The 23,569-nt window shown below is 73.8% G+C and carries 24 protein-coding genes; 14 read left to right on the top strand and 10 right to left on the bottom strand.

Features of this window, described 5'->3' with window-relative positions:
* Positions 1-125: 125 nt before the first annotated feature.
* The 3 genes from radA to IEY99_RS04705 form a co-directional block, all read right to left on the bottom strand.
* A complete protein-coding gene (radA, locus tag IEY99_RS04715; RefSeq protein ID WP_373293282.1) occupies positions 126-1,535 on the bottom strand; it encodes a DNA repair protein RadA in 1,410 nt (469 codons plus the stop codon).
* 38 nt (positions 1,536-1,573) lie between these two features.
* Positions 1,574-2,353: a hypothetical protein gene (locus IEY99_RS04710; protein WP_189199584.1), complete on the bottom strand. Its 780-nt coding sequence runs from the start codon at positions 2,351-2,353 to the stop codon at positions 1,574-1,576.
* Positions 2,354-2,451: 98 nt separating this feature from the next.
* A complete protein-coding gene (locus tag IEY99_RS04705) occupies positions 2,452-3,288 on the bottom strand; it encodes a UbiA family prenyltransferase (RefSeq protein WP_189199582.1) in 837 nt (278 codons plus the stop codon).
* A gap of 46 nt (positions 3,289-3,334) precedes the next feature.
* Here IEY99_RS04705 and IEY99_RS04700 point away from each other — a divergent pair, with 46 nt between their 5' ends.
* Genes IEY99_RS04700 through IEY99_RS04690 form a run of 3 tightly spaced genes read left to right on the top strand, consistent with a single transcriptional unit; the run spans position 3,335 to position 6,332 of the window.
* Entirely contained in the window at positions 3,335-4,072 is a 738-nt protein-coding gene (locus IEY99_RS04700; protein WP_189199580.1) for a methyltransferase domain-containing protein, read from the top strand.
* Positions 4,069-5,226, top strand: coding sequence for an acyl-CoA dehydrogenase family protein (locus tag IEY99_RS04695; RefSeq protein ID WP_189199578.1), 1,158 nt, complete (start codon positions 4,069-4,071; stop codon positions 5,224-5,226). Before IEY99_RS04700 ends, IEY99_RS04695 begins: the two co-directional genes overlap by 4 nt.
* Before the next feature lie 44 nt (positions 5,227-5,270).
* Positions 5,271-6,332 carry a type III polyketide synthase gene (locus tag IEY99_RS04690; RefSeq protein WP_189199576.1) on the top strand — a complete coding sequence of 354 codons (1,062 nt, stop codon included), beginning with the start codon at positions 5,271-5,273 and terminating at the stop codon, positions 6,330-6,332.
* 19 nt (positions 6,333-6,351) lie between these two features.
* On the opposite strand, the gene IEY99_RS04685 is transcribed toward IEY99_RS04690, so the two are convergent.
* Positions 6,352-7,131: a hypothetical protein gene (locus IEY99_RS04685; protein WP_189199574.1), complete on the bottom strand. Its 780-nt coding sequence runs from the start codon at positions 7,129-7,131 to the stop codon at positions 6,352-6,354.
* Between the two features lie 334 nt (positions 7,132-7,465).
* Between IEY99_RS04685 and IEY99_RS04680 the strand changes: the two genes are divergently transcribed.
* From IEY99_RS04680 to IEY99_RS04660, 5 genes are all read left to right on the top strand, one after another.
* Positions 7,466-7,951, top strand: a complete 486-nt coding sequence (locus IEY99_RS04680; RefSeq protein ID WP_041832964.1) for a CarD family transcriptional regulator — start codon at positions 7,466-7,468, stop codon at positions 7,949-7,951.
* 46 nt (positions 7,952-7,997) lie between these two features.
* On the top strand, positions 7,998-8,744 hold the full coding sequence (locus IEY99_RS04675) for an IspD/TarI family cytidylyltransferase (RefSeq protein ID WP_189199572.1): 747 nt from the start codon (positions 7,998-8,000) through the stop codon (positions 8,742-8,744).
* 4 nt (positions 8,745-8,748) lie between these two features.
* Positions 8,749-9,219, top strand: coding sequence for a 2-C-methyl-D-erythritol 2,4-cyclodiphosphate synthase (ispF, locus tag IEY99_RS04670; RefSeq protein ID WP_189199570.1), 471 nt, complete (start codon positions 8,749-8,751; stop codon positions 9,217-9,219).
* Positions 9,220-9,306: 87 nt separating this feature from the next.
* The gene (locus IEY99_RS04665) at positions 9,307-9,696 is read left to right on the top strand and encodes a PPOX class F420-dependent oxidoreductase (protein ID WP_189199568.1); all 390 of its coding nucleotides are present in this window, start codon (positions 9,307-9,309) and stop codon (positions 9,694-9,696) included.
* Between the two features lie 18 nt (positions 9,697-9,714).
* Complete coding sequence (locus IEY99_RS04660; RefSeq protein ID WP_189199566.1) at positions 9,715-11,055, top strand: tetratricopeptide repeat protein; 1,341 nt, start codon at positions 9,715-9,717, stop codon at positions 11,053-11,055.
* Between the two features lie 10 nt (positions 11,056-11,065).
* Here the strand turns inward: IEY99_RS04660 and IEY99_RS04655 are convergent, their stop codons facing one another.
* The gene (locus IEY99_RS04655; RefSeq protein WP_189199564.1) at positions 11,066-12,301 is read right to left on the bottom strand and encodes an ROK family transcriptional regulator; all 1,236 of its coding nucleotides are present in this window, start codon (positions 12,299-12,301) and stop codon (positions 11,066-11,068) included.
* A 265-nt stretch (positions 12,302-12,566) separates the two neighbouring features.
* Between IEY99_RS04655 and IEY99_RS04650 the strand changes: the two genes are divergently transcribed.
* From IEY99_RS04650 to IEY99_RS04640, 3 genes are all read left to right on the top strand, one after another.
* Positions 12,567-13,415: a hypothetical protein gene (locus IEY99_RS04650; RefSeq protein WP_189199562.1), complete on the top strand. Its 849-nt coding sequence runs from the start codon at positions 12,567-12,569 to the stop codon at positions 13,413-13,415.
* 78 nt (positions 13,416-13,493) lie between these two features.
* Positions 13,494-13,952, top strand: coding sequence for an SRPBCC family protein (locus IEY99_RS04645; protein ID WP_189199560.1), 459 nt, complete (start codon positions 13,494-13,496; stop codon positions 13,950-13,952).
* Positions 13,953-13,967: 15 nt separating this feature from the next.
* On the top strand, positions 13,968-15,113 hold the full coding sequence (locus tag IEY99_RS04640; RefSeq protein WP_189199558.1) for an outer membrane protein assembly factor BamB family protein: 1,146 nt from the start codon (positions 13,968-13,970) through the stop codon (positions 15,111-15,113).
* Here the strand turns inward: IEY99_RS04640 and IEY99_RS04635 are convergent.
* The 4 genes from IEY99_RS04635 to IEY99_RS04620 form a co-directional block, all read right to left on the bottom strand.
* Positions 15,110-16,222 carry an ROK family protein gene (locus IEY99_RS04635; RefSeq protein ID WP_189199556.1) on the bottom strand — a complete coding sequence of 371 codons (1,113 nt, stop codon included), beginning with the start codon at positions 16,220-16,222 and terminating at the stop codon, positions 15,110-15,112. The two genes, IEY99_RS04640 and IEY99_RS04635, sit on opposite strands and share 4 nt — an antisense overlap.
* Before the next feature lie 148 nt (positions 16,223-16,370).
* Complete coding sequence (gene hisC / locus IEY99_RS04630) at positions 16,371-17,447, bottom strand: histidinol-phosphate transaminase (RefSeq protein WP_189199554.1); 1,077 nt, start codon at positions 17,445-17,447, stop codon at positions 16,371-16,373.
* Positions 17,444-18,400, bottom strand: coding sequence for an RDD family protein (locus tag IEY99_RS04625; protein ID WP_189199552.1), 957 nt, complete (start codon positions 18,398-18,400; stop codon positions 17,444-17,446). Before IEY99_RS04625 ends, hisC begins: the two co-directional genes overlap by 4 nt.
* Positions 18,397-19,032 (bottom strand): RDD family protein, encoded by a 636-nt coding sequence (locus tag IEY99_RS04620; RefSeq protein ID WP_229798109.1) that lies wholly within the window; start codon positions 19,030-19,032, stop codon positions 18,397-18,399. Before IEY99_RS04620 ends, IEY99_RS04625 begins: the two co-directional genes overlap by 4 nt.
* Before the next feature lie 99 nt (positions 19,033-19,131).
* On the opposite strand from IEY99_RS04620, the gene IEY99_RS04615 reads away from it, so the two are divergent.
* The 3 genes from IEY99_RS04615 to IEY99_RS04605 all read left to right on the top strand — a co-directional run bounded on the left by IEY99_RS04615 (position 19,132) and on the right by IEY99_RS04605 (position 22,746).
* Entirely contained in the window at positions 19,132-19,617 is a 486-nt protein-coding gene (locus IEY99_RS04615) for an Lrp/AsnC family transcriptional regulator (protein ID WP_189199550.1), read from the top strand.
* A gap of 62 nt (positions 19,618-19,679) precedes the next feature.
* Entirely contained in the window at positions 19,680-20,999 is a 1,320-nt protein-coding gene (locus tag IEY99_RS04610; protein WP_189199548.1) for a PQQ-binding-like beta-propeller repeat protein, read from the top strand.
* A 70-nt stretch (positions 21,000-21,069) separates the two neighbouring features.
* A complete protein-coding gene (locus IEY99_RS04605; protein ID WP_189199546.1) occupies positions 21,070-22,746 on the top strand; it encodes a fumarate hydratase in 1,677 nt (558 codons plus the stop codon).
* Positions 22,747-22,879: 133 nt separating this feature from the next.
* Here IEY99_RS04605 and IEY99_RS04600 read toward each other — a convergent pair whose 3' ends face one another.
* Positions 22,880-23,398: a hypothetical protein gene (locus tag IEY99_RS04600; RefSeq protein WP_189199544.1), complete on the bottom strand. Its 519-nt coding sequence runs from the start codon at positions 23,396-23,398 to the stop codon at positions 22,880-22,882.
* Positions 23,399-23,569: the final 171 nt, after the last annotated feature.

Raw genomic sequence — 23,569 nt, 5'->3', positions numbered from 1 at the left:
CATCCTACGGACTGTCATCCAGCTCAACGACCCGCGGTTCGGCCGATGCTCCATAGCGTGATCGGTGCTCACTCTCCGTGATAGAAGCGGCCGCCCGGCCATGGTGGCGGGGGCCCCGGTGATCGTCATTCCGCGGAGGCCCGGGCCGCCCACTGGACCGCGGTCTGCAGGTCGCCGACCTCGACGACGCGCATCCCCTTGGGCGGGCTGTCGCCCTCGGCCGGACCGCAGCCGGGCGGCACCAACGCGAAGCGGAAGCCCAGCCGGGCCGCCTCGGCGAGCCGCCGGCCGACCGCGCCGACCCGGCGCACCTCGCCGGTCAGGCCGACCTCGCCGATGGCGACCAGGTGCGGCGCCATCGCCAGGTTGAGCGCGCCGGAGGCCACCGCCAGGGCCATCGCCAGGTCGGCCGACGGCTCCGTCACGCGGATGCCGCCGACCGTCGCGGCGAAGACCTCGCGGTCGTGGAGTTTGATCTTCTCCATCCGGCGCTGGAGCACGGCCAGCACCATGGCCAGCCGGGCGCTGTCCAGGCCGGAGACCGTCCGCCGCGGCGAGCCCTGGACCTGCGCGCCGATCAGCGCCTGCACCTCGGTCACCATCGCCCGGCGGCCCTCCATCGCGACCGTGACACAGGTGCCCGGCACGGGCTCGTTGTATCGGGTCAGGAACAGCCCGGAGGGGTCGGCCAGGCTGACGATGCCGCTCTCGTGCATCTCGAAGCAGCCCACCTCGTCGGCCGCGCCGAAGCGGTTCTTCACGCCGCGCACCAGGCGCAGCGACGAGTGTTTGTCGCCCTCGAAGTGCAGGACGACGTCGACGAGGTGCTCCAGGACCCGGGGGCCGGCGACCGAGCCGTCCTTGGTGACGTGACCGACGAGGACGGTGGCGATGCCGCGCTCCTTGGCGACGCTGACCAGGGCGGCCGTGACCGCGCGCACCTGGGTGACGCCGCCGGGCACGCCCTCGGTGCCGGGAGCCGAGATGGTCTGCACCGAGTCGATGATGAGCAGGCCGGGCCGCACCGCGTCGAGGTGGCCGATGACCGCGCCCAGATCGCTCTCCGAGGCGAGGTAGAGCCGGTCGTGCAGGGCCCCGAGCCGCTCGGCGCGCAGGCGCACCTGGCTGACCGACTCCTCGCCGCTGACCACGAGGGAGGGCGTGCCGGCGCCCGCCGCCCACTGCTGGGCCACGTCGAGCAGCAGGGTGGACTTGCCGACCCCGGGCTCGCCGGCGAGCAGCACCACCGCCCCCGGCACCAGGCCACCGCCGAGCACGCGGTCCAGCTCGGTGACGCCGCTGGGCACGGCCTTGGCGGGGGCGGCGCTGATGGTCGCGATCGGACGCGCGGGCTCGGACGGCAGCCGCGAGCTGACCACCCGTCCCGACACCACCGGACCGGTCATCGTGGACTCGATCACGGAGCCCCACTCGTGGCACTCCGGGCAGCGCCCCAGCCACTTGGGCGGCTGGTGCCCGCACGCGTCACATTGGTAGGCCGGGCGCGGGTCCGTGCGGGTGCGGGAAGTCGTCACAGGCGCCACGCTAGCCCGACCGTATGACAATCCCGGGACTACTCGTGGGTGTTGTCCTGCTCCTCACTCTCGGCGTGCTCGCCCGGGACGGCCGGTCCCCGGGAGGCAGGCGAGAGCGGGATGCTGACCGGCGCCTGGACGACGAGCGGCTGCGCGCCGTTGCTGAACTCGAACACCAGGGTGAGGGCGTTGCCCGGCATGAGCTTGCCGGTGAGGCCGATGGCCGTGAGCTGCTCCGTGTCGCCCGGCTGGAAGGTCACCGAGCCCAGCGGGGCGATCTCGATGCGCGCCGGGCGGGCCGCCGCGGCCGGGGCCGCCGGCGCGGTGCTGGGCGTCTGACCGGGCGCCGGAGCGCTCGCGTCCGCCGACGGGACCTGCTCGCCCTCGTCCTCGAGCTCGGTCGCGGGCGGGCGGCTGCCCGACGGCTCCGGGATCGCGGTGGTGGGCGCGGACGGCTTGGCGGCGGCACCGCCGACGAGACCCACCTGCCGCGCCGAGACCAGACCCTTGCGGTTCGCCTGGTCGGCGCTGGGCCGGCTGCTCACCATCACGGTGACGGGCTGCTTGGTCTGGTTGTAGATGCCCAGCTCCAGGGGCGCGTTCGCACCTGCCGCATATCCGGTGACGCCCGGATACTGCACCGTGAGGTTGCGGATGCTGACGGTCCGGTCGGAGTTGTCGACGTTGACGCCCGGGTTGGAGGTCCGCTTGAGGGCGGTCTCAGCGACCTGACCGGCGCTGCAGCCGGTGAGCGCGATCGCGGCCACCGTGGCGACACCCGTGGCCAGGAAGGCGCGGCGGGTTCCCAGCGAGCGCATCACAGTCCTCCAAGAAAATCGAGAATCCTCCGCCGATCAGCCTAGAGGGCCGAGATCCGGCGCGTACGCCGACCCGTCCATCCGCCCCGCGGCCAGGCTCAGACGACACGTCCGCTGCCCACCAGCAGCGCGACGTCCAGCAGCGCCACCACGATCACCGAACGGAACATGGCCACCTGACGAGTGCCCCGCCGGCGCGCCCGCCTTCCCGCGTACCAGCCGAGCGGCAGGACCACGACGGCGGCCGCGGCGGCCGCGATGCCCGGCCACGACGGCGGCCCGGGGGGTCCGAAGACCAGGGTGAGCGTCGCGGCCAGCAGCAGAGCGCCGGCGGCGACCTGCGACCAGGCGGCCCCGAGGCGGTGCGGCAGCCCCACCACGCCGGTCGCGGCGTCGTCGGCCAGGTCGGGCAGCACGTTGGCGAAGTGCGCGCCGCCGCCCAGGAGCGCACCCGCCGCGACCAGCCACGCCGGCGGCCACGGGTGACCCGGCAGGGCGAGCACCACGAAGGCCGGCATCAGCCCGAACGCCACGAGGTACGGCACGACCGACAGCGGCGTCGACTTGAGCGGCCAGTCGTAGAGCAGCGCGAAGACGCCGACGAGCGTGATGCAGGCGGTCGCCGCGGCGCCGAAGGGCAGGCCCAGCACCGGGATGGCCGCCGAGGCGAGCAACCCGGCGATGCCGACCGTACGCCGGGAGACCGCCCCCGCCGCCACGGGCTTGTCCCGGCGTCCCGTGGCGCGGTCCCGGTCCGCGTCCAGCCAGTCGTTGACCCATCCCACCGAGAGCTGCGTCGCGCCGACCGCCGCGGCGACCCCGGCCACCGCCCACCCGCGGTGCCCGACGCCGACGGCCAGCAGGGTCATGGCGAGGGTGACGGCGCCACCCGGTTCGGCGTGGGACGCCCTGAGGAGAGCGACAAGATCGGGCATGAGTGCAGTGTGGTGGTTGCGCCGCGTACGTGCCACGCTCGATCACATGTCCCGCCTCGCGCGCAACGACCCCCGTCAATACGACGACCTCGCCGGCGAGTGGTGGCGCCCGGGTGGCGGGTTCGAACTGCTGCACTGGCTGGCGGCGGCGCGCGGGGCGCTGGTGCCCGCCGCGTCCCGGGCCGGCGCGGTCCTGGTCGACGCCGGATGCGGCGGCGGCCTGCTGGTCCCGCACGTCGAGCACCTCGGCTACCGCCATGTCGGCGTCGACCTGCGGCGCTCGGGCCTGGAGCAGGCGGCGTCCCGCGGGGTGGCCGTGCTGGCCGGCGATGTCGCCGCGCTGCCGCTGGCCGACGAGTCCGCGGACGTGGTGGTGGCGGGCGAGATCCTCGAGCACGTGCCCGATCTGCCGGCCACCGTGGCCGAGCTGTGCCGGGTGCTGCGGCCGGGCGGCCTGCTCGTGCTGGACACGATCAACGCCACCCGGCTCGGGCGATTGATATCCGTCACACTCGGCGAGCGGTTCGGCGCCGCGCCGGTGGGCATCCATGATCCCGAGTTGTTCGTCGATCCGAGGGACCTGACCATGCATTGCGCGAAGCACGGTGTGCGGTTGCGGGTCCGCGGGATCCGGCCGAGCGTTCCCGGCCTGATCCGCTGGCTGGCGCTGCCGACCGGCACCGTGTCGGGCCGGCTGGGCCGGATGGTGCCGACCCGCTCCACGCAGGTGCTCTATCAGGGGATCGGCCGCAAACGGGGTTCGCACGGGGAGGTGCAGGTGTGACGGCCGACGAGGCTCGCAGACTGGCGCCCCGGTTCGCGGCCCGGGCCGCCGAGTACGACCGGAGCGGCTCGTTCCCCGTCGAGGACTTCGCCGACCTGCGCCGCTCGGGGCTGTTCGGCCTGATGGTCCCGGCCCGGCTCGGCGGCATGGGCGCGGGCTTCGCCGACTATGCGGCGGTCGCGTACGAGCTGGCCCGCGGCAACGGCGCCACCGCGCTCGTCTTCAACATGCACGCCTCCGTCACGGGCGCGCTCAGCGGCGTGACGGACGAGCTGGCCGACGCCCTGGGGCTGCCGCCCGAGGCCCTCGAGGCCCGCGACAACTACCTGCGCGCCGCCGCCGAAGGCAGCTGGTACGCCGTGGCGATGAGCGAGCGCGGCGCGGGCTCACGGCTCTCCGAGATGGCGACCCGCTACGAGCGGACCGCCGACGGCTACCACATCAAGGGCGCCAAGACCTTCTGCTCGGGCGCGGGGTACGCCGACGCGTACCTGGTCGCGGCCCGCAGCGCCGCCGACCCGTCCCAGGTATCGCAGTTCCTGGTGCCGGCCGGGGAGGGGGTGGCGGTCGAGCCGACCTGGGACGCGCTCGGGATGCGCGCCACCGGCTCGCACGACGTCCACGTCGACGTCACCGTCGCCGAGACGGCGCTGCTGGGCGGCGTGGAGGGCCTCGCGCTCGTCGTCGCGCAGCTCGCTCCGCACTGGATGGTGGCCAGCTATGCGGCCGTCTACGTGGGGGTGGCCCGGGCGGCCGTGGACGCCGCCGCCGCGCACGTCGAGGCCCGCAAGCTGGGGCACCTGCCGGCCGTACGCGCGCGCCTCGGCCGGGCCGACGCGGCCGTCGCGGCCGCCCACCTGACCGTCATGGAGGCCGCCCGCCGGGTCGACGAGGCGCCCGGCGACGCCGAGACCAACCGCTGGGTGTGGCGGGCCAAGCTGGTCGCGGGCACGACCGCGGCCGAGGTCGCCGCCTCGATGCTGGAAGCGGCCGGCACGTCGGCGATGCGCCGCGGCCATCCGCTGGAACGCCTCTACCGGGACGCGCGGGCGGGCTCGCTGCAGCCCGCGACCTCGGACGTCTGCGCCGACTGGCTCGGCGTCGCGGCGCTGGGCGGAGATCCGGACTCGCAGGGCACCGCCCCGCGTTGGTGATCGACCGGCGTGGGTATGCACGGGGTCGGCCTGGGGAGGCGCATGTGAACGGAAGTGGTCAGGCGGTCGTCGCCGGCATCGGCGTGGCGCTGCCGCCCTCGACGGTGCAGGACGAGCTCTGGGACGGGTACTTCGCCCGGCACTACGCGGCGGGCGGCCGGCGCGGCCTGGCCCGGCGCATCTTCGCGAACTCCGGCGTCCGCACCCGGCAGGCCGCGGTGAGCCCGCTGCTGGAGGACGTGTCGGACTGGTCCACCGAGCGCCGGATGCGCCGCTACCAGGTCGAGGCGGTGCCGCTGGGCAAGGAGGCGGTCGGCCGCGCGCTCACCGACGCGGGCGTCGCGGCCGACGAGGTCGGCCTGTTCGCGGTCTGCTCGTGTACCGGCTACGCCACGCCCGGCCTCGACATTCTGCTCGCCCGCGACATGGGCATGTCCCCGGCGCTGCAACGCCTCTTCGTGGGGCACATGGGCTGCTATGCGGCGCTGCCCGGCCTCGGCACGGTGGCGGACTTCGTGGCGGCCCGCGGCCGGCCGGCACTGCTGCTCTGCACCGAGCTGACCAGCCTGCACCTGCAACCGCCGGACAGCCGGGCGGACATCCAGCAGATCGTCTCGCACGCGCTCTTCTCGGACGCCGCGGCCGCCGTCGTGCTCACGCCGGGTGCCGTCGGCGGGTACGCGGTCAGCGACGTCACCGCCCTCACGGACACGACCACGGCCGGGCACATGACCTGGGACGTCACCGACCTGGGCTTCCGCATGGGGCTGTCGGCCCAGGTCCCGGACGTGCTGTCGGTGCACGTACGCGCGCTGGTCGAGGACCTGCTGCGCCGCAACGGGCTGGCGGTGGGGGAGGTGGACGGCTGGGCGGTGCACCCTGGCGGCCCGCGGATCCTCGACGTGGTGCAGGAACGCATCGGCCTCACCGACGACGACCTGGCGGCGTCCCGCGGGGTGCTGGCGGCGTACGGGAACTGCTCCTCGCCGACGGTCCTGCTGGTGCTGGAGGAACTGCGCCGCAGGCGTGAGCCTCCCCGGCACGTGGTGATGCTGGCCTTCGGCCCCGGCCTCACTCTCTACGGCGTCCTGCTCCGCCGGGTCTGACGGCTCCCGCGGGGAACCGCTATCCGGCGGGGAGCCGGGCCAGGTCGGGCTCGAAGACGGCGACCGTGGCCGCGCGGGGGACTTTCCGGACGATCTCGCCGGTGCGGCCGACCAGCAGCACCGCGGCGGTGCCGTCCGGGCGGTTCAGGTCGGTGGCCGAGCGCAGCCCGCCGGCGGGATCGCGGAGTTCGAGCACGGTCTTGCCCTGTGCCTGGGGCGTCGCGTTGGTGGCCGGGGTGTGCCTGGTGGCCGCCGGCGCCGGCCCGTGGACCGTCACGACCGCGATCCCGGCCTGCACGGCGGCGATCGTCTCCGCGACGAGCTTGTCGCAGTCGCAACCCTCGGTGAGCAGGATGACCGCCGGGAGCTGGCCCCGTAGCGGCACCGGCTGCCCGTCCGTGCCGATCAGCTCGAGGGCGGGCAGCATCTCCGGGCCCTCGTCCGTGGTGTTCGCGCTGCGCTGGGTCGCCGGGGACCGGGACGGCCCGGACCAGGCGGAGGCGAAGAGGCTGGCGATCGTCACGACGATCGCCATGGAGATGATGAGCACCGGCGCGCGCAGGCCGGCCGCGCTCAGCCGGCGCAGAACCCGGATGCCCGGGCGGTCGGCGAACCGCTGCCACCGGGTCTGCCGCCGGGCCCGGTGCAGCTCCGCCTGAACGGCCGTGACCTCGTCGGACAGCTCGGACAGGTCGTCCGGGACGACGATGACGCCCCACTCCTCGGGAAGGCCGGGCAGGCCGTCGGGGGAGCCGCCGTCGCCCGGCCAGCCGCCGCCGTTGTCGCTCAAACTGCCCATGGCTCACCCTCCCCTCTGCCGCAGAGTCTCACGTGCTGCGGGGACCGTGCACCCAGCCTCCCCCACTCAGGGCCCCGACCGCCAGTGGTGGGACGTTCCGGCCGCTAGCGATAAGCTTGACCTCACAAAAGCTCCAGGTCCGGAATATCCGACTCGCTGAGTCCGGTGGTCACGAACTCATCACGCTGGGTGACTGAGGCAGTTCTTCGGCCGCATGTCAAGCGGTAGAAAGACGGCTCACAGGGCCCCTGAGCTGCACTAACAGTCACCGTCTGGGTGGGACATCGCTGCCTGAGCGTGTTACCCTAGACACAGCGAAAGGGGTTTCGAACCTATGGTTTTCAGTGTCGGCGAGACCGTTGTTTACCCCCACCACGGGGCCGCACTCATCGAGGCAATCGAGACTAGAACGATCAAGGGCGTGGAGAAGCAGTACCTCGTCCTGCGGGTCGCCCAGGGCGATCTGACGGTCCGCGTGCCCGCTGAGAACGCCGAGATCGTCGGCGTGCGCGAAGTGGTCGGCGAGGAAGGCCTGGGCAAGGTCTTCGACGTCCTCCGCGCACCGCACACCGAGGAGCCGACCAACTGGTCGCGGCGTTACAAGGCCAATCTCGAGAAGCTCGCCTCCGGCAACCCGCTCAAGGTTGCCGAGGTTGTTCGTGACCTCTGGCGTCGCGAGCGCGAGCGTGGTCTCTCGGCAGGGGAGAAGCGCATGCTCGCCAAGGCCCGCGACATCCTCGTCGGCGAGGTGGCCCTCGCCGAGAAGAGCACCAAGGACGAGGCGGAAGTCCTCCTCGACAAGGTGCTCACCGAGGCCTGACGTTCCACCACCTCTCCAGCACCATCTCCGAACTGAGGACCGCGACGTGACCGCGCAGCTGAATGCTCGCGGTGACGTCGCGGTCCTCATTCCGGCGGCGGGTTCCGGACTCCGCCTCGGGCCGGGAGCCCCCAAGGCCCTCCGCCCGCTCGCCGGCGAACCCCTCCTCGTCCACGCGGTCCGCCGCGTCGCGGCCGCCCCCTCGGTGCGCATGATCGTCGTCGCCGCCCCGGCCGCCGAGGTCGGCGCCGTCCGTGCCCTCCTCGCGCCGGTCGCCCCGGTCGTCGTCGTGCCGGGCGGCGCGGAACGTCAGGACTCGGTCGCCGCGATGCTCGCCGCGGTGCCGGCCGAGACCGAGATCGTCCTCGTGCACGACGCGGCCCGCGCCCTGACGCCGTCCGAGCTGGTCGAGTCCGTGGCCGCGGCCGTACGGTCCGGGCATCCGGCGGTGATCCCGGTACTTCCGGTGGTCGACACGATCAAGGAGGTCGGCCCGGGCGAGACCGTCCTCGGTACGGTCGACCGCTCGGTCCTGCGCAGCGTGCAGACCCCGCAGGGCTTCCGGCACGACGTCCTCGCCGCGGCGCACGGGCTGGGGCCCGACGCCCGGCTCGGCGCGGCGGGGCCGGTCGGGCCCGTCGGCGACGGCGGGCGGGTCAGCCACACCGACGATGCCGGGATGGTGGAGAAGGCGGGGACGCCGGTCGTCTGCGTACCGGGCTCCGACCTCGCCATGAAGATCACCCGCCCCCTGGACCTCGTGATCGCCGAGGCGCTGCTCCGCGTAGCCTGACGGCGTGGACCAGCGCATCGGCATCGGTACGGACGTACACGCCTTCGACCCCACCCGGGTGTGCTGGGTGGCGGGCCTGATGTGGCCCGGCGAGCCCGGCCTGGCCGGGCACTCCGACGCCGACGTCGCCGCGCACGCCGCCTGCGACGCCCTGTTCAGCGCCGCCGGGCTCGGGGATCTGGGCAGCAACTTCGGCACCTCGGAGCCCCGCTGGGCCGGTGCGGCGGGCGTCGACCTGCTGAGCGAGGCCGCGCGCCGGGTCCGGGAGCACGGCTACGAGATCGGCAACGTCGCGATCCAGGTCATCGGCGCCAAGCCGAAGATCGGCAAGCGCCGCGACGAGGCGCAGCGGGTGCTCTCCGAGGCGGTCGGCGCCCCGGTCACGGTCTCCGGCACCACCACCGACGGCCTCGGCCTGACCGGCCGCGGCGAGGGCCTGGCCGCCATCGCGACCGCACTGCTCCGCGCACTCTGACAAACGCACAGCCACCTCACGCGGCTGGTTCGGTCCGGTGACGGCCACCTCAGCGCGGGGTCCCCGGGGGTGCGGCATGATCGGGGCATGACGATCTCGTTGCCCGACACCGTCCGCGCGTTGATCGACGGTCGCACGTTCGCCGTCGTCACCACGATCAATGCCGACGGCAGCCCGCAGTCGACCGTGATCTGGATGAAGCGGGACGGCGACGACCTGATCTTCTCCACCGTACGGGGACGGAAGAAGACCCGGAACATGGAGCGGGATCCGCGGGTGTCGGTGTGTGCATACGACCCGGCGCAGCCGTATTTCTACTTCACCCTGGAGGGCACGGTCACGCTCGACGAGGAGGGCGGCCCGGAGCTGATCAACGAGCTGAGCCTCAAGTACGACGACCGCCCGTGGACGTTCGACGCGCCGGATGTGGTCCGGGTGGTCTGCCGGCTCACCCCGCACAGGGTGATCACGCACTAGACGACCTACGCTCGATGGGTGTCGAGCGAGCCCACCACCCCGTCCGAGCCGGAGACGACGCCCGAGGAGTACCGGCAGAGAGCCTTGCTCCTCGCCGATCTGGGCCGTTACGACGAGGCCGCGGGGGAGATCGCGGCCGGTCTCGCTGCGGCGCCCGACGACCCCGGCCTGTTGACCACCCTGGCCCGGCTGCATGTGGCCGCCGGTCAGGCCGTGGCGGCGCTGGAGGCGGCGGACCGGGCGACGGCGGCCGCGCCCGGCACGCTCGAACCGCTCGTCGTGCGGGCCATGGCGCTGACCGACGACCGCCGGTACGCCGAGGCCGCGCACACCGCCACCGAGATCCTCACCCGCTGGCCCGCCGACGCGTTCGCGCAGCGTACGGGCGCCGCACTGCTCAGCGAGTCGCGCAACGGCCAGGAGGCGCTCAACGCCGCCTGGAACGGCGTGCGGCTGGCCCCGCGGGAGGCAGAGGCGCACCTCGTCCTCGCCGTGGTCGCCGCCCGCCTGCGCCTGTTCGACCTGGCGCAGCGGGGATACGGCGAGGCCCTGGACCTGGACGCGGGAATCGGCGACGCCCAGCGCCAGGTCGGCATCGTCCGCCTGGAACGGCGGCGCTGGGCGGCCGCGCTGGAACAGCTGGCCGACGAGGCGACGCTGCCACCGGCACCCGACCCGTCGGCCCCGCCGCCCGGCCCGCCGGCTCCGCCCTCCGATCCGACGGCCCAGCCCGGCCCGTCGGCTCACCCCTCGGACCCGACGGCCCAGCCACCCGGCCCGCCGGCGCACGGCACCGGCGCGGCAGCCCAGCCACCCGGGCCGGCAGTCCAGCCACCCGGTTCATCACCCCGGGAACCCGGTGTCGAAGGCGAGGTGCCGGGCTCGGGTGCGCCGGACTGGACGGGGCGGGCGCCGGGCTCGGCGGGGCACGGGTCCGGGTCGGTCTTCCCTTCTCCGGAGGTCAGCCTGCCGGTCGGTCCGGTGCTGGACCGCTCCCAGGCCACGGCGGATGCGATCCGGCGGGCGGTGCTCCTCGGCGCCAACGCCGTGGTGATCGCGGCCGTGGTCAGTGCCGTCATGAACGTGGCCAGTTCCGGCGTCGCCCGGATGTGGGCGGGCGTGATGGGCGTGGTCATCCTGGCCGGGGTGGCGGTGTGGCTGTCCCGGGAGCTCCGCCCCGAACCGATCGGCGCGGTGCTCCGACGCGTCGCGCGCAGACTCGCCCTCGTGGCGTACGCGACCGCCGTCGCGCCCGTCCTGCTGGTGGTGCACGCCCTGGTCGGCGGTCCCGTTCCGCTGATCGCGGCCATGGCGGTGGCCGCCGTCGCGGAGCTCGTGGTCCTCACCCGGCATGCCTGACCGGCGGTAGTCAGACCTGGTTGTCGCGGATGGCGGCGATCAGGGACTCGCGCACCGCCGTCAGCCCGGCGTCGAGGGCGCCCAGCAGGACCGCGTCCTCGGCGATCGTGGTGACGGCGATGGTGCTCTCCAGCGGGGCGGCCCGGCGGACCGCGGACCGGACGGCAGCGAGCAGGGTGTCGCCGCCGGCCTGGGCGATCGGTCCGGCGAGCACCACGAGCGAGGGGTCGAGCACGGCGATCACCGCGGCAAGGCCGACCGCGATCCGGTCCGCCAGCTGGGTGATGAAGTCTCCCGCCCGGCCCGCGTCGGTCGGCCCGGCCCGGCCCGGAGCGGTGGGGTCGCCTTCGCGCCAGGCGGTGGCGGCGGTGGTGACGATGTCGAGGGGCGTTCGGCCCGCGATGCCGTGGTCCTGGCCGAGCGCCATGATCGCCGCGCCGCCGACGAGGTCCTGCAGGTCGACCTTGCGGTGGATGGAGCCTGGGGCGTACAGCGGCATGTAGCCGATCTCGCCGGCGCCGCCGCGGGCGCCGCGCATCAGCGTGCCGGCGATGTCGATGGCCAGGCCGAGGCCCTCCTGGCCGAGCCAGAGCAGGGCGAAGCCGTCCGCGTCCCGGGCGGCGCCGCGGCGGCGCTCGGCCACCGCGGCGAGGTTGACGTCGTTGTCGACGCCGACGCGGGTGCCGAGGGCCGCGGCCGTTTCCGGGATCAGGCCCGGGCGCGCGAAGCCGGGCACGTCGACGTGGCGGATGGTCTCGGCGCGAGGGTCGTACGATCCGGCGACGGCGAGCTGGACGTGGTGGATCTTGTCGGCGGCGACGCCGGCCTCCGCGCGCAGGCCGGCCACCGCCTCCACCAGGGCGGCCCGCGGATCGGTACGCAGGAAGTCGACCCGCCGCTCGATCCGGGCACGGACCTCGCCGGTCAGGTCGCAGAGGGCGGCGACGACCGACGGGGCCCCGCTGGCGCCGATGTCGCGGACGGACAGCGCGGCGGCGTACGCCGCACCGGGGTCGACGGCATAGATTTCCGCGTTGGGGCCGGGGCGACCGCTGTGGTAGCCGACGACCGAGACCAGGCCGGCGTCGGTGAGCCTGCGCAGCACCTCGGAGATGGTCGGGGTGGAGAGCCGGGTCAGGGTGCGCAGGTCGGCCCGGGTGAGCTCGCCCTGCTCCAGCAGGTGTGCCAGGGCCGCGCTCGCGTTCATGGCGCGCAGCAGCTTGGACGATCCCGCCAGGCGTGTCACCGGCGCCTCCCCGAATCAGCAACATATTTAACAATCAGCCGGACGGTAGGAGCATACCTCGATGAAGGTCAATGTCGTTGCCCCGAAGGACGGCTATTGATTAATCAACTTAACTGACCTAGCGTGACGGCAGGGTTGCCACGAAGGTACGGCCGCGGCAACCCGGTCCGGTGTGGGTCGCCCGCCGGAAACAGGGCGCGCCGGAGGCCGGAGGCGGGGAGCCACGGGGGTTCCCCGCCCCCGCGGAGTCCACTAGGTTCAGTGCGTGTTGACCCAGGTGCCGCCGCTTTTCGCCGGGCTCGTGGACGATGCGTCCATGCTGCCGCCGGCCATGGGTGGTGTCGCCGACTCCGTGGCGGCGCATCGCAAGCACCGTGCCGCCTGGTATTCCCCGCTCGTCGGCGCCCTGCTCGTGCCCGCGTCGTTTGTGGATCTCGAAGTGTCGCCGCGCGGGCTGCCGGTGGCCGTGGTCAACGACGCCGCGATCGCCGCCCTGCCCGTCGCCATCGGCAAGCTGCGCGCCGCCGGTGCGGTGGTGACGCAGGCCGAGGCGCTGGTGGCCCGGCGGGGCGAGGATCCCCAGCCCGGCCTGGACGCGCTGCGCGACCTCGCCACCCAGGAGCAGGGCCTGCGGGTGTACGCCGAGATCCCGCTGAGCTGGGGCCTGCTCGCCGCCCTCGACACCGTCGCCGCCGCACGCGCCGACGGGGTGGCGATCCGCCCGAAGTTCCGGGTCGGGGGACTGGCGGCCGAGCTGTTCCCGACCCCGGTGGAGCTGGCCGCGGTGATCTGCGCGTGCCGGGACCGGGAGCTGCCGTTCAAGCTCGCCGCCGGGTTGCGGCACGCGCTGCGGCACACCGACCCGGAGACCGGCTTCACCCATCACGGCTTCCTCAACGTGCTCGTCGCCTGCGCGCTGGCGGTCGACGGCGGCGAGGTGGCCGACGTCGCCGAGGTGCTGGCGGCGACCCATCCGCTGCCGCTCGTCGAGCCGGCCCGGACGAGGCGGGAGGACGCGCGGCCGCTGTGGGTGGGGTTCGGCGCCGGCAACGTGCTGGAGCCGCTGACCGAGCTGATCCGGCTGGGCCTGATCAACGGCGGCGCCGAGGACTGAGCGACACCGGAGAAGGTCACCGGAACTGTCTGTCTCTGAGGGGCGACTCCCCGTACCGTGTACCCGGGAGGTCACGCAATGTCCACGGTCGCGGTGACACGGCTGGTCGAGGCGCCGGTCGACGACGTGTGGCGGGTCTTCACCGACCTGCCCCAGCGGTGCGAGTGGCTGTCCACGGTCACCCGCGTCGAGCTGCTGACCTCCGGTGCGTTCGCCGCCGGCACGGTGTGGCGGGAGACCCGCACCATGGCCGACGGCGAGGAGATCACCGAGGAGTTCCGGGTGCGCGAGTGCGTCGCTCCGGAGCGGTTCGTGGTGGCGTCCCCGGGCATCGGCGCCGAATACCGGATGACCTACACGTTCGAGCCGGTGGTCGAGGGACGGCATCGCGGCGCCACCACGGTCACCGTGGTGCAGGACGGCGAGCCGACCGCCCCGGCCGGGCGGTTCCTGGCGCTGGTCTTCGGCGGCCTGGCCGCGCGTACGGTCGAGGGCGCGCTGCGCCGCGACCTCGACGACCTCGCCGCGGCCGCCTGAATTACTGTGCCGGGGGTGACCCGGAACCTGCTGCGCGCCCTCGCCGCGGTCGTCGTGCTCGCGGCCGCCGCCCTGATCGGCTGGCGGGTGCTCGGACCCGCCGAGGTGCTCGAGGCGGCCACCGAGCCCTATCCGGTGGCGGCGGTCCGGCCCCCGGGCGTCACGGGCAAGACCACGCAGGCGCCGCTGATCGTCGACGGCCGGATCCGGGTGTACGCCGGCAAGCGCCTGGTGAAGGCCGACGGCCCGGTCGACTCCCGGACGATGCTCACCCCACGATGGTCCTTCCGGCGGTGGCCGGCTCAGGTCAGCGGGGTGGTGGCGATCGGCACCACGGTGGTGAGCCGGTGGACCGACGGGGAACTGGTGGCGCTCGACGCGCGTACCGGCACGGTCGCCTGGCGGGCCGAGGGTCCCGCCGGTCCGGGTTTCGCCGGACGCACCGGGGCCGAACCGGTGTGGGCGCCGCCGGGCCTGCACGTCGCGGGCACCAGCGTGCTGGTGGCGGCCGGGCGCAGGCTGCTCGCGTGGTCGGCCGCGGACGGCTCACCACGCTGGACCGCGGAGCTGCCCCCGGGGTGCGCGGACGACTCGTTCGTCACCGCCGGTGGGCGCTTCGTCTGCGGCGCGGGCGCCTGGGACGTCCTCTCCGGCGCGGCGGTGCGCGGCTGGCCGCGCGGCCCGTCGATCCCGCTCGGCTGCGACGTGGCCCGGTCCGCGTGCGGCGGGCTGCGCGACGCCTCGGGCCAGGGCTGGCTCGTCGGCGACCGCCGCCCGCGCCGCGCCGCCGCCCTGGACCGGCCCGACACCACCGCCGCGGGCGATCTCGTCCTGGCCACCTCGGGAGGCGCCGTGACGGCCTCCGGCGGGGCGTCGTGGAGCTGGCCGGGGGACGCCCGGATCCTCGGCGTACGCGCGAACAAGGTCGTGCTGCTCACCTCGGCCCTGGAGCTGGTGACCCTGGACGCACGGACCGGCGCGCAGCTCGCGCGGTTCCCGGCGTACACGGACAACGAGCGGGTCGAGCCGTGGAAGCCGCATCTGTGGCAGGTGACCGACACCGCCGTCGCGCTCGAACGGCTGCGGCCGGGCGCGGGCGCCGACCCGGACGAGCACGACCACTACTACACGATCGACCCCGACGTCCTGGCCGCGATCTAGACGAGGTTCGCGAGCAGGGCGGTCCACGCCTCCTCGGCCGCGCCGGCCAGCGGGCCGTCGTCGCCGAGCGCCGCCGCCAGCACCGGCGGAGGCGCCGCACGGCGGAAACCCATCAGCCCCGCCCGGTACGCCTCCTCGATCCGGTCCGGGGCCGCGGCCAGCAGATCCACGCCGAGCCCGCCGAGCGTGACGAGGTCCGGGTCCAGGCCGTTGACGAGTCCCGCGATGCCCCGGCCCAGGGCGGCCGCCACCGTCGCCGTCGCGTCCCGGGCGGCCGCGTCCGTCGCCGCGACGACCCGGCGGGCGTACGAGACCGGGTCGCGGGGCTGCTCGTGGCCGAGGAGGCGGGCCAGGGCGGAACCGGCGACGGCGGTGCCCCAGCAACCGCGGGCGCCGCACGGGCACAGCACCGCCGGGTCGCCGAACGGCATGTGCCCGAACTCCCCGGCCGCGCCGAGGGCGCCGACGAGGACCTGGCCGCCGTTGACCACCGCGCCGCCCAGGCCGGCCTCGATCCGCAGGTGCAGGGCCACCGACGCGCCGACCGCCACACCGCGGTGCGACTCGGCCGAGGCGGCCAGCGTCGCGTCGTTGCCCGCCACGAAGATCTCCGCGCCGGGCCACGCGGCGGCGAGGTCGACGTCGTGCCAGCCGAGGTTGCTGGCGTCGAGCATGAGATCGCGGGAGACGGTGCCGGGAACCGAGATGCCGATGCCACGGATCCGGCCCGCGAACCGGGTACGCAGCGCGGCGACCGCCGTACCGATCGCCGCCACGACCTCGTCGCCGCCGCGGCCGTCGAGATCCTCGCCCACGGTGGCCAGGATGCCGCCGCCGAGCTCCACGACGTCGGCCCGCCAGGCCTCGTGGGTGATGGACGTCGCCGCGATCAGCGGGCCGCGCGGGTGCGGGATGAGGGCGGTCGTGGGACGGCCGCGGGCTCCGCTCGGCGCGGCCGGACCCTCCGCGAGCAGCTCCGCCTGGCCGAGCCGCCCGACGAGCTCGGTGGTCGCGCCGGTGCCGACGCCGATCAGCCGGGCGGCGTCGGCCCGGGTGACGCCGGGCCGGGCGTGCACCACCCGCAGCAGCTCGGTCGCGCGCGTCGTCACACCGTTCCCCCTTCTCGTGCTCCCCTTTCCCATCCTCGCGCCGCCCCGGCTGATCCGGGCGACGACGCACGGTGTGTCCGGTTCGCCGACTTTGCGGGCTCGCTCCGGCGGGGGAACGGCTCGCCCGGCCGGGGGAACGATGCCGGACTCAGAGGGCCGTCTCGGCGGCCGCCAGGAACGCGTCGTTCTCCTCCGGCGTACCGATGGTGACCCGCACGCCGTCGCCCTGGAACGGGCGGACGATCACCCCGCGCTGCTCGCAGGCGGCACCGAAGGCCGCCGCCCGGTCGCCCAGGGGCAGCCAGACGAAGTTCGACTGGCTCGACGGCACCTCGGGCAGCAGCTTGCGCAGCGCCTCGGTGACCCGCTCGCGCTCGGCGACGACGAGGGCGCAGCGCCGCTTGACCTCGTCCTCGGCGTCCAGGGCGGCCAGCGCGGCGGCCTGGGCGACGAGACTGGTCGAGAACGGGGTCAGCACCTTGCGGATCGCCACCGCCACGTCGGGCTGCGCCACGAGGAAGCCGACGCGCAGGCCGGCGAGCCCCCAGGCCTTGCTCATCGTCCGCAGCACCACCACGTTGGGCCGGTCGCCGTACGCGGCCAGGCCGTCCGGGATCGTGTCGTCGGTGACGAACTCGCGGTAGGCCTCGTCCAGCACCACGAGGACGTCGTCCGGGACGGTGTCGAGGAAGCGGTCGAGCTCGGCCCGGCGGACGCTGGTGCCGGTCGGGTTGTTCGGGTTGCAGACGATCACCAGGCGGGTCCGGTCGGTGATCGCGTCGGCCATCGCCGGCAGGTCGTGCCCGTGCTCGGCGGTGTTGGGCACGCGCACGCTGGTCGCGCCCACCCCGGCGGAGATGATCGGGTACGCCTCGAACGAGCGCCACGAGTACACGATCTCGTCGCCGGGCAGGCAGGTCGCCTTCGCCAGGTGCTCGGCGAGCGCGACCGAGCCGCAGCCCGTGACGATGCGGTCGGGACTGACGCCGTACCGCTCGGCGAGCCGGTCGCGGAGCTGCACCACGCCCATGTCCGGGTAGCGGTGCGACTGGGTGACCGCCTCCGCGACCGCCTCGGTGACGCCGGGCAGCGGGCCGAACGGCACCTCGTTGCTGGCCAGCTTGATCGCCTCGGCGATGCCGAGCTCGCGGGCCAGGTCGGCGACGTTGCGCCCGGGTACGTACACGGGCAGCGCGTCCAGGTCCGCGCGGGTCAGCCTGGTCATCGTTCTCCTCCGGTGGAATCGTCGGCGTTCTCCGGCGTGGCCGGGACGGGGTTGGCGGTGCGGCCGGACGGCGCGGCCACCACCACGGTGCCGGCCGTCTTGTCGTGCAGGGCCTGGTGCAGCTGCTGGTCGAAGAGGACCGACCCGGAGCCGACGAGCTGGGCCAGGAACCCGATCCCCCAGCAACCCCACAGCGGCGTCCACATGCCGAGCCGGCCCCAGCGCCGGAAGGCGCGGCCGAAGCCCAGCGAGGTGGTGTCCTCCAGCTTGACCACCTTGACCCCGAGCAGCCGCTTGCCGAGGGTCTGACCACTGTTGGCGAGCGCCGGCACCTCGTAGGCGAACCACAGCGCGGTCGCCACGAGCAGCATGGTCATCATGATCCACTGAGAGCGCACGGAGGCGGGCTCCGGCGTGGCGAGCCGGTCGGTCATGGCGGTGCGCACGAGCGGTTCGACCTCGAGCCACCACTGGTACGCGAGCCAGCCGTTCACCACCACGTTGAGCAGCAGCACGACGGCGATGTCGACGAGGCGCGCGACGAGCCGCCGGCCGAGCCCGGCCAGGGCCATGCCGTGCGGCCGGGCCTGCACCGGGTAGGGATACATGAAGCCGGGCGGGGGCTGCCAGCCCGGCGGGGGCGGCGGGTAGCCCGGTGGCGGTTGCCACCCCGGCGGGGGCGGCGGGTAGCCGGGCGGGGGCTGCCAGCCGGGCGGCGGTGGCGGGTAGCCGGGCGGCGGACTCCAGACCGGCGGCGGCTGATCGGTGCCGGGCGGAGTCGCGGGCACGCCCGGCAGGGAGGGTTCCTGCGGGGGCTCCTGCGCGGGCGGCGGCCCCTCCGGCGGTTCCTGGTCCGCCGGTATCGGGCTGCCCAGCCAGCCCTCGCCGTCCCACCAGCGCTGGGTCGACGGATCGGCCGGGTCCTTGTACCAGCCGGCGGGAAGCGCACTCATGGCGCAACCTTTATCACGATGGTCTTGGCGGCCTTGTCGTGCAGGGTCTGCTGGTAGGGCTTGTCCCACAGCTGCCAGAGCCCGTCCAGCAGGCCGAGGAACGGCACGAAGGAACCGGCGACGCACTCCACGAGGTAGCGCCGCGTGGCCATGCCCCGGGTCAGCGTGGCGCCCGGCGAGAGCGGCACCACCTGGAGCTTCATCAGCTTCTTGCCCAGCGTCCGGCCGCTGCGGAACATCATCTCGACGTAGTAGACGTAGTAGCCGACCAGCAGGAACACGAACATGCCGAGCTCCAGCAGCAGGAACGGCACGAAGAACTCGCTGAACACCTGCTCGGGCGGCACGACGACGGGCGTTCCGGGTTCGCCCGGATCGCTGCGCGCGGCGATGTCGGACATCCCGCGGACGACGAGCCACATCATCGGCGGCAGGAAGAGGATCGTCGCGACGGCCCCGACGATCGCCGCGTCGATCATGTATGCGAGCAGGCGCGTGCCGAAGTCGGCGAGCGGGCGGCCGTCCGGGCCCAGCGGCACGGGCGGCGGCCCCCACCCGGGCGCGGGCCGGCCCGGTGGCCCGTAGCCCGGCGGTCCGTAGGCCGGCGGGACGTGATCTCTTGCTTCGGTCACGAGGACAGTGTTACAGGTTTTGGCGCGTCACCCGCTCCCGCTCGGCGGCTGGGGTTCTCCGGTGGCCAGGCTGCGCATTCGGTAGGGTCTGAAGGCATCATGACTGTGCAAGATGTCCACCTCGACGCCCTCGACGGCCGGATGCTCGCGTTGCTGGCCGCCGAGCCGCGGATCGGCGTCCTCGAGCTGTCCCGCCGCCTGGCCGTGGCGCGGGGCACGGTCCAGGCCCGGCTGGACAAGCTGATCGCCCGCGGGGCCATCCGCGGCTTCGGGCCGGACGTCTCGCCGGCGGCGATCGGCTACGGCGTGATGAGCTTCGTGACCCTGGAGATCTCCCAGCGCTACGGCCACACCGCCGTCACCGAGCACCTCGTGGAGATCCCGGAAGTGCTGGAGGCGCACACCATCACCGGCAGCGGAGACCTGCTGTGCCGGATCGTGGCCCGATCGAACGCCGACCTGCAGCGCGTGATCGACAACGTGCTGGCGTACGAGGGGATCATGCGCGCCTCGACCATCATCGCGCTGGCCGAGCAGGTGCCGTACCGGACGACGCCGCTGGTGCGGGCCGCCAGCGGGATATAAGGCATCGACACGGTCTTATCGGGCTGACCGGCGCGTCCTGTTGATCTCGTTACCGTGTCGGCGTGGCTTCCGGCGGTCCGAACCCCAAGAGCATCGCGCTCGTGGGCCTCGTGGTCGTCATCGTCCTGGCCACCACCGGCGTGTGGAACCCCTTCCCCCGGCTCTGGTCGTGGATCACCCGCAGCGACCCGATCGCCGAGGGGGTCGCGAGCTGGCAGACGGCGATCGGCGGCTCGCCGCAGAGCGTCACGATCACCGGCGGCACGGCCGTCGTGGAATACCGCACGTCGGTCGAGGCGTACGGGCTCACCGCCGGCGTGCGGCTGTGGAAGTCCGACGCCGACTGGGCCGGCGTGGCCGGCACGGGATCCGACGCCGTCGTCGTGGTCGGCCGCCTGTTGACCAAGGGCTACGAGGTCCTCGACCCGGCCACCGGCGCGGTGCGGCGCAAGGACGCCGCGGCCACGGCCGTCTGGACGTACGCCGACGCGATCCTCGACCTGCGCTGTCCCGAGTCGGGCGAGTGCGAGCTCAGCGCCTGGGAGCCGCACGGCAGCAAGCCGATGTGGACGGTCGCCACCCCCGGCATCGGGTTCGTCCTCAACGCCTCGAACCCCGACCTGCCGGACACCCGGCCGCTGGCCGCCGAGCGGGTCGACGCCCGGGCCGGCGGGCCCCTGCCGCTGCCGCACCTCATCGGGCTCCCCGGCGACGGCAAGGTGCAGATCGTCGACACCGCGCAGGGCCGGGTCGCGCAGACCCGTACGCCCGGCCGCCACCAGCGCGTCGCGGTCGTCGGCAGCCGGGTGCTGACGGTCAACGGCGAGGCACGGGACGGCACCTGCTACTACGAGGTGATCGCCCACGACCCGCCCTCGGGCCGGCCGGTGTGGCAGCGTGACGGGCTCAACCTGCGGACGGCCGACAACGGCGCCGACTGCAAGCAGGAGCGCGACCCGGCGGGCGGCTCGGACGTGGTGCTCGGCGTCGACCCCACCGGGCGCCAGCAGCTGATCGCCGCGCACGACGGCCGGGACCTCTGGCGAGGCCAGAAGGGGCAGAGCGTGCTCGCCGTGGACAACGCGTACGCGCTGATCCGCAGTGCGGACGCCAAGACGCTCAGCGCCCGCTCCTTCAGCCGCGGGTCGGTGGTGTGGAGCCGGGGCGTCGGCGCGGGGGCCGCGGCGGCGCTCACCCCGTACGCGACGATCGTGACGGAGGAAAAACCGGCCCGGGTCGTCGCGCTCGGCCCGGGCACCGGCAAGGTGCTGACCGAGGCCCGCACCGACGCGACGGTCTTCGCGGCCGGCCCGGAGGGCCTGATCCTGGTCTCCGGACGCGACATGGCCTACCTTGCGTACGGGTCGGCGACCGCACGGTGATCGAACCGGAATGTGGGCAGGACCCCGCGGGTTCGCACAGGGGGCATGCGCTGGCCTAGGCTAGCCCGTCATGAGCAGAGCCGCCGCTTTCTCGTACTCGCCGCTGTTGCCGACCGGCGAGGACACCACCGAGTACCGACTGCTCTCGGACGAGGGCGTGGACGTGGTCGACGGTCCCGGCGGCCGCCGGTTCCTCACCGTCGACCCCGGCGTGCTCACGCACCTGACCTCCGAGGCGATGCACGACATCGCGCACTTCCTGCGCCCGGCGCACCTCGCCCAGCTGCGGGCCATCATCGACGACCCCAAGGCCTCGGCGAACGACCGGTTCGTCGCGCTCGACCTGCTGCGCAACGCCAACATCGCCGCCGGCGGCGTGCTGCCCATGTGCCAGGACACGGGTACGGCGATCGTCATGGGCAAGCGTGGCCGGCACGTGCTGACCGACGGCACCGACGAGCAGGCCATCGCGCTCGGCGTCTACCAGGCGTACACCCGGCTGAACCTGCGGTATTCGCAGCTCGCCCCGCTGACGATGTGGGACGAGAAGAACACCGGCTCCAACCTCCCCGCGCAGATCGAGCTGTACGCGGAGGACCCGGGCGGTCAGCCGGACGCGTACAAGTTCCTCTTCATGGCCAAGGGCGGCGGCTCGGCCAACAAGTCGTACCTCTACCAGGAGACCAAGGCGCTGCTGAACCCGGCGCGGCTGATGGCGTTCCTGGACGAGAAGCTGCGGCTCATCGGGACGTCGGCCTGCCCGCCGTACCACCTGGCGGTGGTGATCGGCGGCACCAGCGCCGAGCACGCCCTCAAGACCGCCAAGCTGGCCAGCGCGAAGTATCTGGACAACCTGCCGCGCGAGGGCTCGATGACCGGGCACGGCTTCCGCGACGTCGAGCTGGAGGCCGCGGTCCTCGAGCTGACCCGCGACTTCGGCATCGGCGCGCAGTTCGGCGGGCGCTACTTCTGCCACGACGTACGGGTGATCCGCCTGCCCCGGCACGGCGCCTCCTGCCCGGTCGCCATCGCGGTCTCCTGCTCGGCCGACCGGCAGGCGCTGGCCAAGATCACCCCGTCCGGGGTCTGGCTGGAGCGGCTGGAGCCGGATCCGGCCCGGTTCCTGCCGGACGTGACCGACGAGACGCTGGAGACCGACGAGGTCGTCCGGGTGGACCTCAACCAGCCGATGGACGCCATCCGCGCCCAGCTCGCGAAGTACCCGGTCAAGACCCGCCTGTCGCTGTCCGGCCCGCTGGTCGTGGCCCGCGACATCGCCCACGCCAAGATCGCCGAGCGCCTCGACGCGGGCGAGCCCATGCCGCAGTACCTGCGCGACCACGCCGTCTACTACGCCGGACCGGCCAAGACGCCCGAGGGCTACGCGTCCGGCTCGTTCGGCCCGACGACGGCCGGCCGCATGGACGCGTACGTGCAGAAGTTCCAGGCGGCCGGCGGCTCGCTGGTGATGCTGGCCAAGGGCAACCGCTCCAGCCAGGTGACCGAGGCGTGCCAGGCCCACGGCGGCTTCTACCTCGGTTCGATCGGCGGCCCGGCGGCCCGGCTCGCGCAGGACTGCATCCGACACGTCGAGGTCCTCGAGTACCCGGAGCTCGGCATGGAAGCGGTCTGGAAGATCGAGGTGGAGGACTTCCCGGCCTTCATCGTCGTGGACGACAAGGGCAACGACTTCTTCGCCGAGGTGACCCGCCCCCAGCCCGTCCTGCAGATCGCCAAGGGAGCCTGACCACACCCGGGGACGGCCGGCCCCGGGCCTCAGCCGCCAGTGGCCGGCCCGGGCCTCAGCCGCCAGAGGCCGGCCCGGGCCTCAGCCGCCAGAGGCCGGCCCGGGCCTCAGCCGCCAGAGGCCGGCCCGGGCCTCAGGCGCAGCGGCCGGCCACCGGGCTCAGCCAGTTCGTCATGGCGCTCTGGAGGACCTTGTCGAGGTCCTTCTCGGCCTTGATGCCGTCGAAGAGCTTGGTGTCCGTGGCGCTCTTGGCGAGGCGGGTGGCCGTGGAGGCGCCCGCTTCCTCGAGCTTCGGGTCCTGAGCCGCGGCGGTCTCCTTGCGTACCTTCGCGGCGGCCTCCTTGAGCTCCTTGCCCGCCGCCTGCTGCGCCGCCTTCGCGTTGTCGGCCTGGTCGGCCTCCTTGTACGCGATCATCTTGCCCAGCTCGGTGCCGAAGCCCTTCAGGGCCGCGTCGAAGATCTTGTCGACGCGGTCGCAGATCCTCTTCGTGTCCGCCGAGTAGTCCGGCGGCGGCGTAGTGGTCGCCGCGGTGGAGGAGGCCGCCGGAGCGACCGGGGCGGGCGCCGCGGACTCCGTCGTGTCGTCGCTGCCGCAGCCCGCTCCGGTGAGGAGGAGGCCGCCGAGGGCGGCGGCGAGAAGGGTGCGTCGCATGACAAAGATCCCGTTCGTCAGGGGTTGCAAACCCTCGGGACGATACTTCCGGCACGGGGAGTCGTCCAACCGGCGTAGTCCCCCGAAGACGTGAACAGCTCGCCCGCCTGAGGCGGACGAGCTGTGCATCCCCGTTACGGCCGCCCCACTCCGAAAGGGGGGTGACCTTGT

The organism is Couchioplanes azureus (genome assembly GCF_014648355.1).
GTDB lineage: Bacteria > Actinomycetota > Actinomycetes > Mycobacteriales > Micromonosporaceae > Actinoplanes > Actinoplanes azureus.
The sequence above is the reverse complement of the archived record's forward strand: the minus strand, read 5'-3'. Positions and strand labels throughout refer to the sequence as shown.

Bases quoted from the DNA above. Each gene is read 5' to 3' on its own strand.
- IEY99_RS04710 (WP_189199584.1), bottom strand. From the start codon at position 2,353: ATGCGCTCGCTGGGAACCCGCCGCGCCTTCCTGGCCACGGGTGTCGCC.
- IEY99_RS04705 (WP_189199582.1), bottom strand. From the start codon at position 3,288: ATGCCCGATCTTGTCGCTCTCCTCAGGGCGTCCCACGCCGAACCGGGT.
- IEY99_RS04700 (WP_189199580.1), top strand. From the start codon at position 3,335: ATGTCCCGCCTCGCGCGCAACGACCCCCGTCAATACGACGACCTCGCC.
- IEY99_RS04685 (WP_189199574.1), bottom strand. From the start codon at position 7,131: ATGGGCAGTTTGAGCGACAACGGCGGCGGCTGGCCGGGCGACGGCGGC.
- IEY99_RS04680 (WP_041832964.1), top strand. From the start codon at position 7,466: ATGGTTTTCAGTGTCGGCGAGACCGTTGTTTACCCCCACCACGGGGCC.
- IEY99_RS04665 (WP_189199568.1), top strand. From the start codon at position 9,307: ATGACGATCTCGTTGCCCGACACCGTCCGCGCGTTGATCGACGGTCGC.
- IEY99_RS04645 (WP_189199560.1), top strand. From the start codon at position 13,494: ATGTCCACGGTCGCGGTGACACGGCTGGTCGAGGCGCCGGTCGACGAC.
- hisC (WP_189199554.1), bottom strand. From the start codon at position 17,447: ATGACCAGGCTGACCCGCGCGGACCTGGACGCGCTGCCCGTGTACGTA.
- IEY99_RS04625 (WP_189199552.1), bottom strand. From the start codon at position 18,400: ATGAGTGCGCTTCCCGCCGGCTGGTACAAGGACCCGGCCGATCCGTCG.
- IEY99_RS04615 (WP_189199550.1), top strand. From the start codon at position 19,132: ATGACTGTGCAAGATGTCCACCTCGACGCCCTCGACGGCCGGATGCTC.
- IEY99_RS04605 (WP_189199546.1), top strand. From the start codon at position 21,070: ATGAGCAGAGCCGCCGCTTTCTCGTACTCGCCGCTGTTGCCGACCGGC.
- IEY99_RS04600 (WP_189199544.1), bottom strand. From the start codon at position 23,398: ATGCGACGCACCCTTCTCGCCGCCGCCCTCGGCGGCCTCCTCCTCACC.